Here is a 17,300-nt window from a genome sequence, read left to right as displayed (position 1 = left end):
GGGAGCGCTCCCACCGCCCTGCGCCTCCCATGGAAGCGACGTCACGTGGACACGTCAAGGCAATGGACGCCGACAGTCGCCCACGGCTATCGGCTCAGCCTGCGGAACCTGCGTATCGCCAGCGGAAGGAACAGCAGCGTCAGCGCCGCCGGCCACGCCCCCGCGAGCAGCAACGTGTGCTGTTCCGGCCACGACGTGCCCTGCCCCGTCGGCGCCCCGAAGAGCGCCCGTGTCGCGCCCGCCGTGGACGAGAGCGGGTTCCAGAGGGCGGCCTGGCCGAGCCAGTGGGGCATCTGGGTCGGGGAGACGTAGATGCTGGAGATCATCGTCAGGGGGAAGACGATCGCGAACAGGCCGCCGACCTGTTCGGGGCCCGGGAGCAGGAGTCCGAGCCAGACGCCTACCCAGATCAGCGCGAAGCGGAGTGCCAGGAGCAGGGCCACCGCCTTCACGAAGTCCAGGCCGAGGCCGATGTCGATGCCGAGGCCCGCGCCCAGGTCGGGGCCCGCGCCGAACTCCGGGCGCCAGCCCATGCCGTACGCCGTGGCCATCATGATGCCCAACTCGGCGCAGGCGACGATGAGATCGGTCGCGCCACGCCCCGCGACGACCGCCGACGGCGCCATCGGCATGGAGCGGAACCGGTCGATGACGCCCTTCTTCGCGTCGTTCACGAAGATCGTGGCCGTGGAGACGAACCCCATGGCCACCGTCATCACGAACATCCCCGGCATCAGGAACGCCTTGTAGTCGCCGCCGCCCGGCACCCGCATCGCCTTGCCGAAGACGTAGCCGTACAGCAGGACGGACAGGATCGGGAAGCCCAACTGCCAGAGGATGCTGACCGGTTGGCGCCGGTAGTGGGTCAGGCCGCGGCGGACGACGTTCCAGCAGTCGGCGATCGTCCAGAAGACGCGGCCGTGTTGGGGGCGTCTTCGGTAGGTGCGCCCGGTGCCCTCGGATGCCGTCGAGACGTTGCCGCTCACGCCGCCGCCCCCTCGGTCTCCGAGACCTCGAACTCCGGCTCCTGGGCGGCCGGTTCTTCTTCCGTACGGCGGCCCGTCAGCCGGAGGAACACGTCGTCCAGGCTCGGGCGGCGCAGGCCGATGTCCTCGACCGGGATGCCGTAGTGGTGGAGGTAGCGGGCGACCTCGGTCAGCGAGCCCACCCGGTCGGCCACCGGCGCGTGCACCCGCAACTCCCCCATGTCGGCCTCGGGTTGGCCGCCGCGGGCCACCCTCGCGACCGCCTGCAACGCGTAGGGGATGTGGGCCGGTTCGCACAGCACGACCTCGATACGGTCGCCGCCGACGCGGTTCTTGAGGCCGTCGAGGGTGTCGTCGGCGATGGCCCGGCCCTGGTCGATGACGGTGATGCGGGAGGCCAGGCGGTCGGCTTCCTCCAGGTACTGGGTGGTCAGGAGGACGGTGGTGCCGTCGGCCACCAACTGCCGTACCGCTGACCAGACTTCGCCCCGGCTGCGCGGGTCCAGGCCGGTGGTCGGTTCGTCCAGGAAGAGGACGGCCGGGGCCAGGATCATCGACGCGGCGAGGTCGAGGCGGCGGCGCATGCCTCCGCTGTAGCCGCCCGCGCCCTTGTCGGCGGCGGCCTCCAGGTCGAACTGGCGCAGGAGTTGGGACGCCCTCAACTTGGCCCGCCTGCGGCCGAGATGGAAGAGGCGGCCGAACATCTCCAGGTTCTGCCGGCCGGTGAGGATCTCGTCGATCGCCGCGTACTGGCCGGTGAGTCCGATCCGGGTGCGGACCTGACGCGGATGGCGGGCCACGTCGAGGCCGGCGACCGTGGCCCGGCCGCCGTCGAGCCGGACGAGGGTGGAGAGGATGCGGACGGCGGTGGTCTTGCCGGCGCCGTTCGGGCCGAGCAGCCCGTGCACGGTGCCCTCGCGGACGGCCAGGTCGAAGCCGTCGAGGGCGTGTTTGTCGCCGTAGCGCTTCCGCAGGCCCTCGGCCTCCACGACATGTCCGTCGCTGTGTACGCCGCTGTGTCCGCCGCTCATGAACCCTCCCTCCCGAACTGCGTGCACCGTATCCGATTGCGCGTACGGTGTACTCGGTTTTCGCACGGCGACCTAGACTCCCCCGCATGACGAGCAGGCCCCCCAATCCGACCTCCCACTCGACGGAGTCCAGCGGCAGCGGTGACATCGGCCGCACCCTCGAACTCCTCTGGGACACCGGTCCCCGCCCCAGCCGGGGCCCCAAGCCCGGCCTGTCCGTCGACCGGATCGTGGACGCGGCCATCCGCATCGCGGACGAGGAGGGGCTGGACTCCGTATCCATGCGCCGGGTCGCCACCGACCTCGGCACCGGCGCGATGTCCCTGTACCGGTACGTCCCCGGCAAGGCCGAACTCCTCGACCTGATGCTGGACCGCGTCCGCTTCCCGGACGGCCCCGACGAAGGTACGGGCAGCGGCAGTTGGCGTACCGCGCTGGAGTCAGCCGCCCGCGAGGCGCTCGCCGTCCACCGCCGCCACCCCTGGCTGCTGCGCGTCAACCAGTCCCGCCCGCTGCTCGGCCCCCGCGCCCTCGCCACCCTGGAACACCTGCTCGGCCGCATCCGCCCGATGGGCCTCACCGACCCGGAACTCGTCTCGACGGTCGTCATGATCGACGGCTACGTCGTCGGCGCCGCCCGCACCCAGGTCCACCAGGAGGAGGCGGCCCGCAGCACCGGTCTGACCGACGCGGAGTTCTACGGCGCCCAGGTCCCGGCGCTGGAGAAGGCGATGGCGACCGGCGCGTACCCGACGCTCGCGTCCCTCTCCCCCGACACCTTCACCGCCGGCTTCGACCACTTCGAGTTCGGGCTCGGGCGCATCCTGGACGGGCTGGAGGTCGTGGTCCGACAGCGCGGCGAGGGCCAACAGGCCTCGAAAACGGGCGGGTTCAGCTCCTACGACGCGTGAGGCGCCGTAGTCCGAACAGCGCCCCGCCGACGACCACAATGGCCAGGGCGCCGATCTTCACATTGCTCCCGGAGCCGCCGCCGCTGTCACCGCTCGCCGAACTCCCGCCACCGGAGGGCGACTTGGAGGAGTCCGAGCCACCCCCGGGCGCGTCCTCCGCCTGCACCGGACTGTCGGTGCCCTCGCTCCCGTACATCAGCTTGGTGCCGTCGGCCGAGTAACTGACGGACTCCCCCTGCCCCTGCAACGGTACGTCGAGGCGCCCCTCGCGCTTGATCCTCCCGCCGTTCCAGTCGTAGTAGATACCGCCCAAGTAGCCGCGTACGGCGAGCTGTTGGCCGTTGGGGGAGAAGGCGGCGTCGGTGGCCCAGAGGTCGACGGCGGCGATGGGCTTGAAGTAGTTGGTGCCGGAGGAGGAGAGCTTGGCGGGCCCTTCGAACAGATGCCCGCCGTCCTCCTTCTTGTCGATGATGTACACGCGCCCGGTCTTGGGGTGCACGATCAGCGACTCGGCGTTGCGGGCGCCGTCCGAGTACTTCACGACGTACTGCGTCGCCCGGATCGTCTGGTCCTTGAGCACCTTCGGCTCGGGCAGCTTGTAGATCCAGACGTACGGCCAGGTCCCGTCGAGGTTGTCGCCGATGTCGCCGACGTAGATCTCGTTGTGCGGCCCGATGGAGATCGCCTCGACGTCGCGCGGCTTGCCGACCCCGCTGAAGGTGACCGTGGCGACCGTCCTGCCGGTGCCGCTGTCGACGGCGTAGATGTACGGGCCGTCGTTGCTGTCGTTGTGCGTCCAGTAGATGCCGGGGTGGAGGTGCGAGGCGGCGAGCCCGCTGGACTCGGTGATCCGGGAGTCGGTGATCGTGAACCCCTTGTCGCCCTTGCCGTCACCGTCGTCGGAGGGTGCTGCGGCTGCGGGCAGGGCGAGCGCGCCGACGAGGAGGCCGGCACCGAGGAACGCGAGGAAGCGACGCATGCCCCAAGCCTGCCATCCCGTGCGGCGCGGAACGGAGAGTGCTGTGGCGGGCCGGGCGTGGTGGGCCTCACACCCCACCCGTTCCATCCCTCGGTGGTTGATCGTCCATCATGAGCGGATGCTCAGGTTCATGCCCGTAGGCGACTCCATGACGATCGGGAGCGCGGGCGAACACACATGGCGTTACCGGATGTGGCAGCACCTGCGCGCGACCTACGGCGGCCCGTTCGCCGTGGTCGGCCCGCGCGAGACGCTGTACGACAAGGCGACGGACACGCCCACGTCGTACGAGTACGCCGACCCCGACTTCCCGCACTTCCACCTGGCCGGCTGGGGCGAGGGCTGGCTGCACATGGCCCCGCTGATCGGCGAGGCGGTCCGCGCGCACCGGGCGGACGTGCTCCTGGTCTCCCTCGGCCTGATCGACCTGGGCTTCTACACGAACGCGACGCAGACGGCCGACAACATGCGGTCCTTCGTGGCGGCGGCCCGCATCGCGAGACCGTCCGTCCGCATGGTGTTCCTCCCGGTGATCCCGAACGTCCGCGCCGAGACCGACGCCCCTTTCGCCACCGAGGTCGCCCTCTTCAACGAACTCCAGGCGAAGGCGGTCGCCGACCTCGACGCCCCCCGCTCCCCCCTCCTCCTGGCCTCCCTCCCGGACTCGTACGACGTCACCCACGACACGTACGACGGCACCCACCCGAACGCGTCCGGCGAGCACAAGATCACGGGGGCGTTCGCGGGGGCGATGCATCAGGCGTGGGGGGTGGGTGGGGAGTACGGCGAGGACGCCCCGGCCGAGGACGACAGCACCCAACACCGGGCGCACCACTCCTCGTTGAGGCGGTCGGCCCGCCGCTGAGCCGGGGGACGTGAGCACGTCGGTCGATGGCGTGATCACTACGCATCCCGGTCACCGTGCGTATCGTTGAACCGCGCGGCTGCACTTGTGTGGAGGGCGGCCGGCGAGGAGCGCCACGATGACCGTCCGTGAAGACAGGATCGCGATGGCCGAGGTAAGCGGCGAGCTGACTCTTGATGTCATGTTCGAGTGGCTTGAGAAAATGCCCATCCCCGAGGGAATCAGGGTCGAGATCGTCGGGGGGAACATCTACATGTCGCCGCAGCGGGACACCCACTGGGAGATCATCCGCAGGGTCGTAAGGGCGTTGGAGGACAAGTTCGGCATGCAGAAGAGCCCCGAGGGATACGGGCAGCACCAGGACGTCGAGTTCGTCGCCGAGGTCATCTCGAAGGGCACCGCCGCCAACGACTACGGCCCGAAGAAGGCCGCGTACGCCCTCGCCGAGGTCCCCGTCTACGTCATCGCCGACCCGCACCAGGGGCGTTGCCACGTCTACACCCACCCCAAGGGCGACGACTACGCGACGGAGACGAAGGTGGCGTTCGGGGACGACATGGATCTCACCGGCACCGTGGTCGGTCTCACCCTCAGCACCGCCGACTTCCCCCGCGACTGACCCCCCTTGCATAGAGCGCACTCGAAGTCGTTGGCTAGGTACTCATGAAGTACACGCAGCTCGGACGCACAGGCCTCAAGGTCAGCCGACTGGTCCTCGGCACGATGAACTTCGGACCGCAGACGAATGAGCCGGACAGCCACGCGATCATGGACGCGGCACTGGCCGCGGGCATCAACTACTTCGACACCGCCAATGTGTATGGGTGGGGCGAGAACAAGGGCCGTACCGAGGAGATCATCGGCACCTGGTTCGCGAAGGGCGACGGTCGCCGCGACAGGACGGTCCTCGCCACCAAGGTCTACGGCAACATGGGCGCGGACGGCGACGCCTGGCCCAACCACGACAAGCTCTCCGCCGTGAACATCCGGCGGGCCGTCGACGCCAGCCTCAAGCGGCTGCAGACCGACTACATCGACATCTACCAGTTCCACCACGTCGACCGGGCCACCCCCTTCGAGGAGATCTGGCAGGCGATCGACACCCTCATCCAGCAGGGCAAGATCCTCTACGTCGGTTCCTCGAACTTCCCCGGTTACAAGATCGCCCAGGCCAACGAGATCGCCGCGCGCCGCGGCGGCACCATCGGGCTCGTCAGCGAGCAGTGCCTCTACAACCTCGCCGAGCGGCGCGCCGAGATGGAGGTCATCCCGGCCGCGCAGGAGTACGGCCTCGGGGTCATCCCCTGGTCCCCGCTGCAGGGCGGTCTCCTCGGCGGGGTCATCAAGAAGGAGGTCTCGGGCGGACGCCGGGCGAGCGGCCGGGCCGCCGACACCCTGGCCAATCCGACCTCACGCGCCCAGATCCAGGCCTACGAGGACCTCCTCGAAAAGCACGGCATCGAACCCGGCGAAGCCGCCCTGGCCTGGCTGCTGACTCGCCCGGGCGTCACCGGCCCGATCGTGGGTCCGCGCACCGCCGAACAGCTCGACAGCGCGCTGAGGGCCGTAGAGCTGGAGTTGAGCGAGGAACTTCTCGGGTCACTTGACGAGATCTTCCCGGGGCCGGGTCCGTCGCCGGAGGCCTTCGCCTGGTAAACGCCGTTGAGGCAGGCGCCCCTTCAGGGGCGTGGGGAACTGCGCGACCAGCCACATACAGCCCGCACCCGGCCACGGTCGCGCAGTCCCCCACGCCCCGCCCGCCCTCACTTACCGAGCGCGGCAGCCAGCCCCACGACGACGAACAGCAGCACAAGCACACCGGCCATGATCCGGTTCCGGGTTTTCGGGTCCACGTACCCGAGCCTAACCGGCCGCCGACAGCGCCCAGCGGGCGACCGCCTCGTACCGGGGCTGTTCCCCCGGCACACCGGACCTCGGCAGGTTGCTGCGGACGAGGACCAGTTCGTCCGCCGTCCACTCGCGGCTCGCGAAGTCGTCGAGCCGGTCGAGATACGGCCGTACGTCCATGGCCTCCCGGCCGCGCGCCACGGTGAGGTGGGCGCGGTACCGCCGGTGTTCCCGCGTCGCCGTGGCCTCCTCGCAGCGCTCCGCGAGGTGTCGTAGGGCCGTCGCGTCTCCCGCCACCCCTGCCCACAGCGCCCGCCCGTCCCCGAACTGCCCGCCGCCGCGCACCGCCAGCCCGAAGGGTTCGGTCCGGCGCGCGGTGCGCTCCAGGGCGGCCGACAGTTCGGGTACGGCGTCCTCGTCGACCTCGCCGTAGAAGGCGAGCGTGAGGTGCCAACCCGGGCGGGCCGTCCAGCGGAGGCCGTCCGCACCCGGGAGGCCGTGCAACTCGTCGACGGCCGTGCCGAGTTGGGCCAGTACGTCCTCGGGCGGCAGCAGCGCCGCGAAGAGTCTCATGGGGCCAGCCTTCCACCACTTCCCAAGGTGTGTGTCCTGGACTAACCGGTCTGCCGCACTTGGACGGTTAGTTCAGAGCACAGCCTTTTCGGACCCCTGGCCTGCTGCGATGGAGACCGACACGAGCATCAGCATCAGAGACGGTGGCCCGACGACATCCCCGCGATACTCGGCATGTTCGACAGCGCAGGGGCGTACCGGGCAGTGGGGCAGCACGCCGTGGTCGGAGAATCCGAGGGCCGTGGCGCAGGGCTCGCCCTGCATCGCCGAGGTCGGCGGCGTTCCGGCCGGCGGTTCAAGGGCTACGGCGTCGGCAGGGCACTGCTCGCGCACGCGGGGGACGACCGCAAGCTCGTCGCCTATGACGAGAGCAACGGGTTCACGGCCACCGAGGCGTTCGTCGGGAACGACCGGTGGCCGGGACAGGTGCCGGCCTGGAGGGTGTAAACCGTCACCCTCCGGGCCGCGCCCCCGACTCTCCGGCCGCCGTTGCCAACTCTCAGGCCGCCGTTGCCAGTTGGTCCCGCTCGCGTGGGACGAAGGCCACGCTCGGATGGCCGTGGTTCCAGTCGAACGACAGGCGCAGGTCGCCGATGCGGGCCAGGATCACGCCGATCGTGGCCGCGGCGACGGCCGCGATGACGCCGCCGAGGGCGAAGCTCACCCGGGGGCCGTAGGCGTCGGTGATCCAGCCGACGATCGGTGCGCCCACCGGCGTACCGCCCATGAAGACCATCATGAACAGGGCCATGACGCGGCCACGCATGGCCGGATCGGTGCCCATCTGGACGGCGGTGTTGGCCGTGACGTTGACCGTCAGGCCGAAGATGCCGATCGGGATCATGAGGAGGGCGAACAGCCAGTAGGAGGGGGCCACCGCGGCCACCACCTCAAGGATGCCGAACGCCGCAGCCGCCGCGATCAGGACGCGGAGGCGGGTGGTTCCCCGGCGGGCGGCGAGCAGGGCTCCGATCAGGGAGCCGACCGCCATCAGGGTGTTGAAGAGGCTGTACGCTCCGGCGCCCGCGTGGAAGATGTCGTCCGCGTAGGCCGACAGCCACACCGGGAAGTTGAAGCCGAACGTGCCGATGAAGCCGACGAGGACGATCGGCCAGATCAGGTCGGGGCGGCCGGCGACATAGTGCAGGCCCTCGCGGAGCTGGCCCTTGCCGCGCGGGGCGCGCTGGACGGAGTGCAGGTCGCGGTTGCGCATCAGGAACAGGCTCGCCAACGGGGCCACGAAGGACAGGCCGTTGAAGAGGAACGCCCAGCCCGTGCCGACGCCGGTGATCATGACGCCCGCGACGGCGGGGCCGACCAGGCGGGCGGACTGGAAGTTCGCCGAGTTCAGGCTGACCGCGTTCTGCAGCTGCTCGGGGCCGACCATCTCGGAGACGAAGGACTGGCGGGCCGGGTTGTCGACGACCGTGGCGAGGCCGACGGCGAAGGCGGCGACGTAGACGTGCCAGACCTGGACGTGGCCGGAGAGGGTCAGGAAGGCGAGGGCGAGGCCGGTGAGGGCCATCGCGGACTGCGTGACGAGCAGCGTGGGGCGCTTGGGCAGCCGGTCGACGAGGACACCGCCGTAGAGCCCGAAAAGCAGCATCGGCAGGAACTGGAGGGCGGTCGTGATGCCTACGGCGGCGGAGGAGCCGGTGAGGCTGAGGACCAGCCAGTCCTGGGCGATGCGCTGCATCCAGGTGCCGGTGTTGGAGACGACCTGGCCGATGAAGAACAGCCGGTAGTTCCGGATCTTCAGCGAGCTGAACATCGAGGACTTACCAGGTGGGGTGGGCGGGGAGTCGGGGGTGGCTGGCGCGGGGGCGGAGTCTGCTCCGGGTCCCGAACTCAAAAGGTCGCCTCCAGGCTAGGGGGATTTACAGATGTGCGAGTTTCTCCAGCACGGGGGCGGCGGCGACGATCTTCGCCCACTCGTCCTCGTCGAGGCCGTCGACCAGGCCGGCCAGGAACGCGTTGCGCTTGCGGCGGCTCTCTTCGAGCATCGCCTCGGCCTGGGGGGTCTTGGTGACGACCTTCTGGCGCCGGTCCTCGGGGTGCGGCTCCAGCTGGACCAGACCCTTCGCTTCGAGCAGCGCCACGATGCGGGTCATCGAGGGCGGCTGCACATGCTCCTTGCGAGCGAGCTCGCCAGGGGTCGCGCTGCCGCAGGTGGACAGGGTGCCGAGCACCGACATCTCGGTGGGGCTCAGTGACTCGTCGACCCGCTGGTGCTTGAGTCGACGGGACAACCGCATCACGGCTGATCGCAAGGAGTTCACAGCGGCAGCGTCGTCGCCATGGGTTAGGTCCGGCATGTTCTTTAGCGTAACTCATTACTCTCGCTAAAGACCAATGGCGACACGCCGGGATGCCCGTGACCCTGACCACTGAACCCTTCCGTCACCCATATGAGTGATACCGGCGCGGAACGTCACGCACCACGCGGAACCGCCCCGGACCCTCGTCCCTATGGGGACCAGCGTGCTCAGCCTGCGGATAGACGGGGAGCTGCTCGAACGGCTCCGGGACCATGCCTCGAAAAGGGGAATGAGCGTCCAGGACTATGTGGTCCAGACGCTCATCCGGGACGACTTCGACGAGCGGTTCCAGACCGCGGTCGAGGAGACGGAGAAGTTCTACGGGGTCACGTGACCCGGCCCGATCAGGTGAGACCCAGCGCCGGCATCAGGTAGTAGAACCCGAACACCGCCGCTACGACGTACATCGGCACCGGGACCTCCCGGCCCCGGCCCGCCACCAGCCGTAGCACCACGAACGTGATGAAGCCCATGCCGATGCCGTTGGTGATCGAGTAGGTGAACGGCATCATCACCATCGTGATGAAGGCCGGGATCGCGATCGTGTGGTCGGCCCAGTCGATCTCCTTGACGGAGCCCGCCAGGATCAGGAAGCCCACCGCGAGCAGCGCGGGGGTGGCCGCCTGGGACGGGACCATCGTGGCGATCGGCGTGAGGAACAGCGCTACGGCGAAGAGCGCGCCCGTGACGACGTTCGCGAAGCCCGTGCGGGCGCCCTCGCCGACACCCGCCGTGGACTCCACGAAGCAGGTGGTCGCGGAGGACGAGCTGGCACCGCCGGCCGCGACCGCGATGCCGTCGACGAAGAGGACCTTGTTGATGCCGGGCATGTTGCCCTCGCCGTCGGTCAGCCTGGCCTCGTCACTGATGCCCATGATCGTGCCCATCGCGTCGAAGAAGCACGACAGCAGGACCGTGAAGACGAAGAGGACACCGGTCAGCACGCCGACCTTGGAGAAGCCGCCGAACAGGCTGAACTTGCCGATCAGGCCGAAGTCCGGGGTGGCGACCGGGTTCCCGGGCCACTTCGGGGTGGTCAGGCCCCAGGAGGGGATCGTCGCGACCGCGTTCACGATCAGCGCGAGGACGGTCATCGTGACGATGGAGATGAGGATCGCGCCGGACACCTTGCGGACGATCAGCGCGAGGGTGAGCAGGACGCCCAGGATGAAGATGAGGACCGGCCAGCCGTTGAGGTGGCCGTCGGCGCCGAGCTGGAGCGGGACGGTGGTCTGGGCGGCGTCCGGGATGCGGGAGATGAACCCGGAGTCCACGAGCCCGATCAGCATGATGAACAGGCCGATACCGATCGAGATGGCCTTGCGCAGTCCGTACGGCACCGCGTTCATCACGCGCTCGCGCAGCCCGGTGGCGACCAGCAGCATCACGACCAGGCCGGCCAGCACGACCATGCCCATCGCGTCCGGCCACGTCATGCGGGGCGCGAGCTGGAGGGCGACGACGGAGTTCACACCGAGTCCGGCGGCCAGCGCGATCGGCACGTTGCCGATGACACCCATGAGGAGGGTGGTGAACGCGGCCGTCACGGCCGTGGCGGTGACCAGCTGGCCGTTGTCCAGGTGGTGCCCGTACATGTCCTTCGCGCTGCCCAGGATGATCGGGTTGAGCACGATGATGTACGCCATCGCGAAGAAGGTGGCGAAGCCGCCCCGGATCTCACGGGGGAGCGTGCTGCCCCGTTCGGAGATCTTGAAGTAGCGGTCCAGGGCGGTCGGCATTGGATGTTCCTACGAGCAGAAGTGGACAGACGGAAACCGTTTCAGTATGAACATATGAAGACGTCAGGCGCTATCTCCGCGCGTAGACACACGGAGATCCACGGGCCTTGTGTCGCCTCGTAAGCTGGGGGCATGGCGAAGTGGACACCGACACACGAGGCACCGGAGCCCCTTGAGGGCCCGATCGTCCCGACGATCATCGGCCTCACCCTCCTCTGGTTCGTCCTCTTCCTGGTACAGCTCCCCTTCTACGGCTGGTTCGACGACCACGGGCATCTGTGGTGGCTGTGGACCTGCCTGGCCGGGGCCGGGCTCGGGCTGATCGGTATCTGGTACGTCCGGGGGCGCGACGCCGCCCTCAAGCGCATGGCCGCCGCCGCTTCGGCCACGGAGACCCCCTCCTCCGCTGCGGAGTGATGAGGCTCCTCTCCACCCGGGGCATCAGCCAGCCCCGCCCACCGTCCTCCCGTGGTCGGATCTTCCGGGCACTCGGCGGGTGAAGCCGTAAAACCGCACGTACCGTCGAATGCATGACGCACACCGACGCGGGCGCCGAACTCGATCCTGTGCACCCCGTGCCCATCCCTCCGGCGCGGGCACGTGGACTCACCGCCGCCGGGGTCGCGGAGCGGGTGGCGCGCGGGGAGGTCAACGACGTCCCGGTGCGCAGCAGCCGTTCGCTCGGCGAGATCGTGCGCGCGAACGTCTTCACCCGGTTCAACGCGATCATCGGCGTGCTGTGGCTGATCATGCTGTTCGTGGCGCCGGTCCAGGACAGCCTGTTCGGGTACGTGATCATCGCCAACACCGGGATCGGGGTCTTCCAGGAGTGGCGGGCGAAGAAGACCCTCGACTCCCTCGCGGTGATCGGCGAGTCGAAGCCGACGGTACGGCGCGACGGGGCGGCCGTGGAGGTGAGCACCTCCGAGATCGTGCTGGGGGATCTCATCGAGATCGGGCCCGGTGACAAGGTCGTCGTCGACGGGGAGTGCGTCGAGGCCGACGGGCTGGAGATCGACGAGTCGCTGCTCACCGGTGAGGCGGACCCGGTGGTCAAGCGGCCGGGGGACGCGGTCATGTCGGGGAGTTTCGTGGTCGCCGGCGGTGGCGCGTTCGAGGCGACGAAGGTGGGGCGTGAGGCGTACGCGGCCCAACTCGCCGAGGAGGCCTCGCGGTTCACGCTCGTCCACTCCGAACTGCGGACCGGTATCTCCACGATCCTCAAGTACGTGACGTGGATGATGATCCCGACCGCGATCGGCCTGGTCATCAGCCAACTGGTCGTCAAACAGCACGGGTTCAAGGACTCCATCGCGCGGACGGTGGGCGGGATCGTCCCGATGGTCCCGGAGGGGCTGGTCCTTCTCACCTCGGTGGCCTTCGCGATCGGTGTCATCCGGCTTGGCCGGAAACAGTGCCTCGTCCAGGAGCTTCCGGCCATCGAGGGCCTCGCCCGCGTCGACACGGTCTGCCTCGACAAGACGGGCACGCTGACCGAGGGTGGCATGGACGTCACCGAGCTGCGCCCGCTCGGCGGGGCCGACGAAACGTACGTACGCAAAGTCCTGGGCGCGTTGGGCGAGTCGGACCCGCGGCCGAACGCGTCGCTTCAGGCGATCATCACCGCCTACCCGGACAGCGGGGAGTGGCGGTGCGTGGAGTCGCTGCCGTTCTCGTCGGCGCGGAAGTACAGCGGGGCGTCGTTCAGTGAGGGGGCCGGGGAGTCGAGTACGTGGTTGCTCGGGGCACCCGATGTGCTGCTGGGTGCGGATGATCCCGCGCTGGCGGAGACCGGGCGGCTCAACGAGGAGGGTCTGCGGGTGCTGTTGCTGGCCCGAATCTCCGGTGAGCTGGACGATCCCGAGGTCGCGCGGGAGGCCGAGGCGACGGCGTTGGTGGTGCTGGAGCAGCGGTTGCGGCCCGACGCGGCGGAGACGTTGGCCTACTTCGCCGAGCAGGATGTGCACGCGAAGGTCATCTCCGGGGACAACGCGGTGTCCGTGGGCGCGGTGGCCGGGAAGCTGGGGCTCAGCGGGCAGGTCGTGGATGCCCGTCAACTGCCTTCGGATCAGGAGGAGATGGCGAAGTCCCTCGACGAAGGGACGGTGTTCGGGCGGGTCACTCCGCAGCAGAAGCGGGACATGGTGGGGGCGTTGCAGTCTCGCGGGCACACGGTCGCGATGACCGGGGACGGAGTGAATGACGTCCTCGCGTTGAAGGACGCGGACATCGGTGTCTCCATGGGGTCGGGGTCCGAGGCGACCCGGGCCGTCGCGCAGATCGTGTTGCTCAACAACAGCTTCGCCACGTTGCCTTCGGTCGTCGCCGAGGGGCGGCGGGTGATCGGGAACATCACTCGGGTGGCGACGCTGTTTCTGGTCAAGACCGTGTACTCGGTGTTGTTGGCGGTGCTGGTGGTGTGCTGGCGGGTCGAATATCCGTTCCTGCCGCGGCACTTGACGCTGTTGTCCACGTTGACGATCGGGGTTCCGGCGTTCTTTCTCGCGTTGGCGCCCAACACGGAGCGGGCGAAACCCCATTTTGTGCGGCGGGTGATGCGGTATTCGATTCCGGGGGGTGTGATCGCCGGGGCCGCGACCTTCGTCACGTATCTGATCGCCCGTCACCACTACGCGGGGAAGGGGGCGTTGGGGGCGGAGACCAGTGCCGCGACCTTGACCCTGTTCCTGATCTCCATGTGGGTGCTGGCGATTATTGCGCGGCCGTACACGTGGTGGCGGGTGGCTCTGGTCGCCTCGATGGGGGCCGCGTTCGTGGTCGTGCTGATCGTGCCGTGGCTTCAGCATTTCTTCGCGCTGAAGTTGGTGGGGGTGACCATGCCGTGGATCGCTGTGGGGATTGCGGGGGTGGCGGGGGTGGCGTTGGAGCTGGTGTGGAGGTTGGTTGATCGGCGGGGGGTGGCTTGAGTGGGGGGTGGGGGCGTGGTTTGTCGGGTGCGGGGCGGTGGGGGCGAGTTCGTCGAGTGCGGGGCGGTGGGGGCGTGGTTCGTCGAGTGCGGGGCGGTGGCGGCGAGTTCGTCGAGTGCGGGCCGGTGGGGGCGTGGTTCGTCGGGTGCGGGGCGGTGGCGGCGAGTTCGTCGGGTGCGGGCCGGTGGGGGCTGGTCGCGCAGTTCCCCGCGCCCCTTAAAGGCGGCTGCCGCGACGCCGTTCTTAGGCGCGCGCGCCCCTAAATGCGGCTCGCTGCAGCGCCGTTCTGAAACCCGCGCCCCCTAAAAGCAGCTGCCGCACCCCACTTCTCGGGCGCGCGCCCATAAGAGCAGCTCGCTGCACCCATGTTCTTAAGCCCGCGCCCTTAAGGCAGCCGCCGCACCCCTGGCCTCAGGCGCGCGCCCTTAAAGGCAGCTCGCCGCACCGTTGTGCTTAGGCGCGCGGCCTTAAGAGCAGCTCGCCGCATCGCTGTTCTGAAACCCTCGCCCCCTAAAAGCAACTGCCGCACCCCTCTTCTCAGGCGCGCGCCCATAACAGCAGCTCCCCATACCCCTGTTCTTAAGCCCGCGCCCTTAAAGGCAGCCGCCGCACCCCTGGCCTTAAGCGCGCGCCCTTAAAGGCAGCTCGCCGCACCGTTGTTCTCAGGCGCGCGCCCTTGAAAGCAGCTCACCGCACCGCTGTTCTGAAACCCCCGCCCCCTAAAAGCAACTGCCGCACCCCTCTTCTCAGGCGCGCGCCCATAACAGCAGCTCCCCATACCCCTGTTCTTAAGCCCGCGCCCTTAAAGGCAGCCGCCGCACCCCTGGCCTTAAGCGCGCGCCCTTAAAGGCAGCTCGCCGCACCGTTGTTCTCAGGCGCGCGCCCTTGAAAGCAGCTCGCCGCATCGCTGTTCTGAAACCCTCGCCCCCTAAAAGCGGCTGCCGCGCCCCTCTTCTCGGGCGCGCGCCCATAACAGCAGCTCGCCGCACCCCTGTTCTTGAGGCCGTGCCTCCAAATGCAGCTGCCGCGCCCCGGAAACTGGGGCGCGGCAGCTGCTTTTGGGTGCTGCTACTTCACGTCGACGTAGTCGCCCGTGGCGTTGACCGCCGGGGTGGTCGAGGTGCCTGCGAAGCTGTAGCGGAAGTAGCCGTCGACCGTGGCCTTGACGGTGGTCTTCAGGCTGCCGTTGGAGGTGGTCTTGATGGTCTTGACCGTGGTGTACGTGGTGGCGTTCTTCTTGCGGAACTGGAGCTTCACCGGCTGGGTGGAGTAGCCGGTGTAGTTGTTGGCGTCCCAGTTCGCGCGGGTCAGCTTGCCGGTGACCGTGATGGTCTTGCCCTTCTTCACGGGCTCCGGGGCGGCGTTGACCGTCAGCTTGGACAGGCGCTGGACGTTCGGGGAGGCGAAGTTGCCCTGGTCGGCGAGGCCGACCTTGGTGATGTCGAAGGTGCTGCTCGTCGGGTCCTGGCCGTTCAGCGCGATGGCCTCGGCACCGGCCTTCCAGGCACCGGCGTCGGTGTTCGACAGCTCGCCGTCACCCGGGTAGATGTCGAGCGTGGCCTTGCAGGAGGCGGTGGTCGCCGAGGTGACCGTGCAGGTGCCCGCGTCGTCGCCGAACAGCATGTTCGTCGGGGTGGCGAAGCTGCCCTTGTAGATGTACGGGCCGCTGAGGAAGTCGGACGCCGTGATGTCGACGTCGGCGCCGTGCGTCAGCGTGTACGTGACCGGCACGGAGACGTGGGCGGCGGCACCGACCACGATCGGCTTGCCGCTGTGCACCTTGATGTTGGAGAAGGTGACGTTGAGGGCGTAGGGCTCGTCGTCGGCCGGGGTGGCGACGGTGGAGCTGCTGAACGCGGTCCTGCCGGAGGCGGCGTGGGCGGCCTCACGGATCTTCGCGATGTCCGAGCGGTACGAGCCGGCGTCGGAGCCCGCGGCCTGCGCGGCCGGTACGGCGAAGGCGGAGAGGACCAGGGCGCCGGAGACGGCGGCCACGGTGGCGCTTATGCGCATGCGTTCCCCAAGTGGGAAAGGGGGCCCCGACGCGCTGGTCGTTCCGAACGGCTCGTCGTCGGCGCCGGGGCCCAAGTGATGGCGGAGCCTGTTGGCTCACGTGTTGTGATTCGCGACCCGTGGTGAGGGTTGTACGGCGAATCGAGAATTTGTGCGGGTATTGCGAACTGATGGTGAAGCGTGGAGACTCCGCCGGCCGGCGTGGCCGCGTCGGGTCCTACTTCACGTCGATGAAGTCACCCGCGGCATTGACGGCCGGGGTGGTCGACGTGCCGGCGAAGCTGTAGCGGAAGTAGCCGTCGACCGTCGCCTTGACGGTGGTGCTCAGGTTGCCCGCCGAGTTCGTCTTGATGGTCTTGACCGTGGTGTACGTGGTGGCGCTCTTCTTGCGGAACTGGAGCTTCACCGGCTGGGACGCGTAACCGGAGTAGGTGGCGGCGTCCCAGTTCGCGCGGGTCAGCTTGCCGGTGACCGTGATGGTCTTGCCCTTCTTGACGGGCTCCGGGGCGGCGTTGGCCGTGAGCTTCGACAGGCGCTGGACCTGGAAGGTCTTCGCGTTGTCCTTCTGGACGTAGTCGCTGTCCTTGCCCCTGGCGACCGCCCAGACCTTCCAGCCGCCGGCCACGGAGTTGATCAGGTTGGAGCGCGGCGTCAGGTCGAAGGTCGACTTGCAGGTCGACGTCGTGGCGTTGACCTTGGTGCAGGTGGCGCGGCCGTCGCTGCCGTTGGCGATGGCGCCGCTGTCGGACGAGTCGATGTTGGCGCCGTGGTACAGGATCGCCTGCGCCCAGTCGACGCCCGAGCCGTCCTTGACCGTGAAGCTGACGGTGATGGTCTTCTTCGCGGTCGCGCCCACGACGACGGGCTTGCCGCCGTTCACCACGACGGTCGAGATCGTGGTGTCTCCCCGGCCCTCGTCGGCCTGCGCGGCAGGCACGGCGAGAGCGGAGAGGGCCAGGGCGCCGGTCAGGACGCCGAGGGTGGCACGCATGCGCATGGGTTCCCCAGGTAGAGAAGTGATCGTGAAGCCTATTGGCTCAGCTGATCAGATGCACAGCGAAAGGGAATGGTTGTACGACCCGTGAACTTTTTTCGGAACAGCCGTGAAGA

General features: G+C 68.7%; 17 protein-coding genes. 8 read left to right on the top strand and 9 right to left on the bottom strand.

What is annotated here, in order from left to right:
• Positions 1-86: 86 nt before the first annotated feature.
• Both OG226_RS28335 and OG226_RS28330 read right to left on the bottom strand, forming a co-directional pair.
• On the bottom strand, positions 87-986 hold the full coding sequence (locus OG226_RS28335) for an ABC transporter permease (protein ID WP_443044801.1): 900 nt from the start codon (positions 984-986) through the stop codon (positions 87-89).
• A complete protein-coding gene (locus OG226_RS28330; RefSeq protein WP_328682314.1) occupies positions 983-2,017 on the bottom strand; it encodes an ATP-binding cassette domain-containing protein in 1,035 nt (344 codons plus the stop codon). The genes OG226_RS28335 and OG226_RS28330 overlap by 4 nt, the downstream gene beginning before the upstream one ends.
• Before the next feature lie 86 nt (positions 2,018-2,103).
• Here OG226_RS28330 and OG226_RS28325 point away from each other — a divergent pair, with 86 nt between their 5' ends.
• The gene (locus OG226_RS28325) at positions 2,104-2,928 is read left to right on the top strand and encodes a TetR/AcrR family transcriptional regulator (RefSeq protein ID WP_329350430.1); all 825 of its coding nucleotides are present in this window, start codon (positions 2,104-2,106) and stop codon (positions 2,926-2,928) included.
• Here the strand turns inward: OG226_RS28325 and OG226_RS28320 are convergent.
• Complete coding sequence (locus OG226_RS28320; protein WP_328682309.1) at positions 2,909-3,907, bottom strand: WD40 repeat domain-containing protein; 999 nt, start codon at positions 3,905-3,907, stop codon at positions 2,909-2,911. The two genes, OG226_RS28325 and OG226_RS28320, sit on opposite strands and share 20 nt — an antisense overlap.
• Positions 3,908-4,025: 118 nt before the next feature.
• Here OG226_RS28320 and OG226_RS28315 point away from each other — a divergent pair, with 118 nt between their 5' ends.
• From OG226_RS28315 to OG226_RS28305, 3 genes are all read left to right on the top strand, one after another.
• Positions 4,026-4,772 carry a GDSL-type esterase/lipase family protein gene (locus tag OG226_RS28315; protein ID WP_329350429.1) on the top strand — a complete coding sequence of 249 codons (747 nt, stop codon included), beginning with the start codon at positions 4,026-4,028 and terminating at the stop codon, positions 4,770-4,772.
• Between the two features lie 118 nt (positions 4,773-4,890).
• Positions 4,891-5,391, top strand: a complete 501-nt coding sequence (locus tag OG226_RS28310) for a Uma2 family endonuclease (RefSeq protein ID WP_329350428.1) — start codon at positions 4,891-4,893, stop codon at positions 5,389-5,391.
• 44 nt (positions 5,392-5,435) lie between these two features.
• Entirely contained in the window at positions 5,436-6,428 is a 993-nt protein-coding gene (locus OG226_RS28305; protein ID WP_329350427.1) for an aldo/keto reductase, read from the top strand.
• Positions 6,429-6,635: 207 nt separating this feature from the next.
• Here the strand turns inward: OG226_RS28305 and thpR are convergent, their stop codons facing one another.
• Positions 6,636-7,193 (bottom strand): RNA 2',3'-cyclic phosphodiesterase, encoded by a 558-nt coding sequence (thpR, locus tag OG226_RS28300; RefSeq protein ID WP_329350426.1) that lies wholly within the window; start codon positions 7,191-7,193, stop codon positions 6,636-6,638.
• Positions 7,194-7,367: 174 nt separating this feature from the next.
• Here thpR and OG226_RS28295 point away from each other — a divergent pair, with 174 nt between their 5' ends.
• Positions 7,368-7,640, top strand: coding sequence for a hypothetical protein (locus OG226_RS28295; protein ID WP_443066915.1), 273 nt, complete (start codon positions 7,368-7,370; stop codon positions 7,638-7,640).
• Positions 7,641-7,692: 52 nt separating this feature from the next.
• Here the strand turns inward: OG226_RS28295 and OG226_RS28290 are convergent, their stop codons facing one another.
• A complete protein-coding gene (locus tag OG226_RS28290) occupies positions 7,693-8,964 on the bottom strand; it encodes an MFS transporter (RefSeq protein ID WP_328682295.1) in 1,272 nt (423 codons plus the stop codon).
• A gap of 106 nt (positions 8,965-9,070) precedes the next feature.
• Complete coding sequence (locus tag OG226_RS28285; protein ID WP_026150457.1) at positions 9,071-9,508, bottom strand: MarR family winged helix-turn-helix transcriptional regulator; 438 nt, start codon at positions 9,506-9,508, stop codon at positions 9,071-9,073.
• Between the two features lie 154 nt (positions 9,509-9,662).
• Between OG226_RS28285 and OG226_RS28280 the strand changes: the two genes are divergently transcribed.
• The gene (locus OG226_RS28280; protein WP_033281377.1) at positions 9,663-9,845 is read left to right on the top strand and encodes a hypothetical protein; all 183 of its coding nucleotides are present in this window, start codon (positions 9,663-9,665) and stop codon (positions 9,843-9,845) included.
• Positions 9,846-9,855: 10 nt separating this feature from the next.
• On the opposite strand, the gene OG226_RS28275 is transcribed toward OG226_RS28280, so the two are convergent.
• Positions 9,856-11,250 carry an NCS2 family permease gene (locus tag OG226_RS28275; protein WP_329350425.1) on the bottom strand — a complete coding sequence of 465 codons (1,395 nt, stop codon included), beginning with the start codon at positions 11,248-11,250 and terminating at the stop codon, positions 9,856-9,858.
• Between the two features lie 132 nt (positions 11,251-11,382).
• Between OG226_RS28275 and OG226_RS28270 the strand changes: the two genes are divergently transcribed.
• Positions 11,383-11,667, top strand: coding sequence for a DUF2530 domain-containing protein (locus OG226_RS28270; RefSeq protein WP_329350424.1), 285 nt, complete (start codon positions 11,383-11,385; stop codon positions 11,665-11,667).
• Between the two features lie 113 nt (positions 11,668-11,780).
• A complete protein-coding gene (locus OG226_RS28265) occupies positions 11,781-14,177 on the top strand; it encodes a cation-translocating P-type ATPase (RefSeq protein ID WP_329350423.1) in 2,397 nt (798 codons plus the stop codon).
• Between the two features lie 1,068 nt (positions 14,178-15,245).
• Here the strand turns inward: OG226_RS28265 and OG226_RS28260 are convergent.
• Together OG226_RS28260 and OG226_RS28255 are read right to left on the bottom strand one after the other, a co-directional pair.
• A complete protein-coding gene (locus OG226_RS28260) occupies positions 15,246-16,190 on the bottom strand; it encodes a hypothetical protein (RefSeq protein WP_328682289.1) in 945 nt (314 codons plus the stop codon).
• 217 nt (positions 16,191-16,407) lie between these two features.
• On the bottom strand, positions 16,408-17,187 hold the full coding sequence (locus tag OG226_RS28255; RefSeq protein WP_329350422.1) for a calcium-binding protein: 780 nt from the start codon (positions 17,185-17,187) through the stop codon (positions 16,408-16,410).
• Positions 17,188-17,300 lie beyond the last annotated feature (113 nt).

Source organism: Streptomyces sp. NBC_01261 (assembly GCF_036226385.1).
Taxonomy (GTDB): Bacteria; Actinomycetota; Actinomycetes; order Streptomycetales; family Streptomycetaceae; genus Streptomyces.
The sequence above is the reverse complement of the archived record's forward strand: the minus strand, read 5'-3'. Positions and strand labels throughout refer to the sequence as shown.

What these genes read in the sequence shown, in the direction of transcription:
- OG226_RS28330 (WP_328682314.1), bottom strand. Translation starts at nt 2,017, where the DNA reads ATGAGCGGCGGACACAGCGGCGTACACAGCGACGGACATGTCGTGGAG.
- OG226_RS28325 (WP_329350430.1), top strand. Translation starts at nt 2,104, where the DNA reads ATGACGAGCAGGCCCCCCAATCCGACCTCCCACTCGACGGAGTCCAGC.
- OG226_RS28320 (WP_328682309.1), bottom strand. Translation starts at nt 3,907, where the DNA reads ATGCGTCGCTTCCTCGCGTTCCTCGGTGCCGGCCTCCTCGTCGGCGCG.
- OG226_RS28315 (WP_329350429.1), top strand. Translation starts at nt 4,026, where the DNA reads ATGCTCAGGTTCATGCCCGTAGGCGACTCCATGACGATCGGGAGCGCG.
- OG226_RS28310 (WP_329350428.1), top strand. Translation starts at nt 4,891, where the DNA reads ATGACCGTCCGTGAAGACAGGATCGCGATGGCCGAGGTAAGCGGCGAG.
- OG226_RS28305 (WP_329350427.1), top strand. Translation starts at nt 5,436, where the DNA reads ATGAAGTACACGCAGCTCGGACGCACAGGCCTCAAGGTCAGCCGACTG.
- thpR (WP_329350426.1), bottom strand. Translation starts at nt 7,193, where the DNA reads ATGAGACTCTTCGCGGCGCTGCTGCCGCCCGAGGACGTACTGGCCCAA.
- OG226_RS28295 (WP_443066915.1), top strand. Translation starts at nt 7,368, where the DNA reads ATGTTCGACAGCGCAGGGGCGTACCGGGCAGTGGGGCAGCACGCCGTG.
- OG226_RS28290 (WP_328682295.1), bottom strand. Translation starts at nt 8,964, where the DNA reads ATGTTCAGCTCGCTGAAGATCCGGAACTACCGGCTGTTCTTCATCGGC.
- OG226_RS28285 (WP_026150457.1), bottom strand. Translation starts at nt 9,508, where the DNA reads ATGCCGGACCTAACCCATGGCGACGACGCTGCCGCTGTGAACTCCTTG.
- OG226_RS28280 (WP_033281377.1), top strand. Translation starts at nt 9,663, where the DNA reads ATGGGGACCAGCGTGCTCAGCCTGCGGATAGACGGGGAGCTGCTCGAA.
- OG226_RS28275 (WP_329350425.1), bottom strand. Translation starts at nt 11,250, where the DNA reads ATGCCGACCGCCCTGGACCGCTACTTCAAGATCTCCGAACGGGGCAGC.
- OG226_RS28270 (WP_329350424.1), top strand. Translation starts at nt 11,383, where the DNA reads ATGGCGAAGTGGACACCGACACACGAGGCACCGGAGCCCCTTGAGGGC.
- OG226_RS28265 (WP_329350423.1), top strand. Translation starts at nt 11,781, where the DNA reads ATGACGCACACCGACGCGGGCGCCGAACTCGATCCTGTGCACCCCGTG.
- OG226_RS28260 (WP_328682289.1), bottom strand. Translation starts at nt 16,190, where the DNA reads ATGCGCATAAGCGCCACCGTGGCCGCCGTCTCCGGCGCCCTGGTCCTC.
- OG226_RS28255 (WP_329350422.1), bottom strand. Translation starts at nt 17,187, where the DNA reads ATGCGCATGCGTGCCACCCTCGGCGTCCTGACCGGCGCCCTGGCCCTC.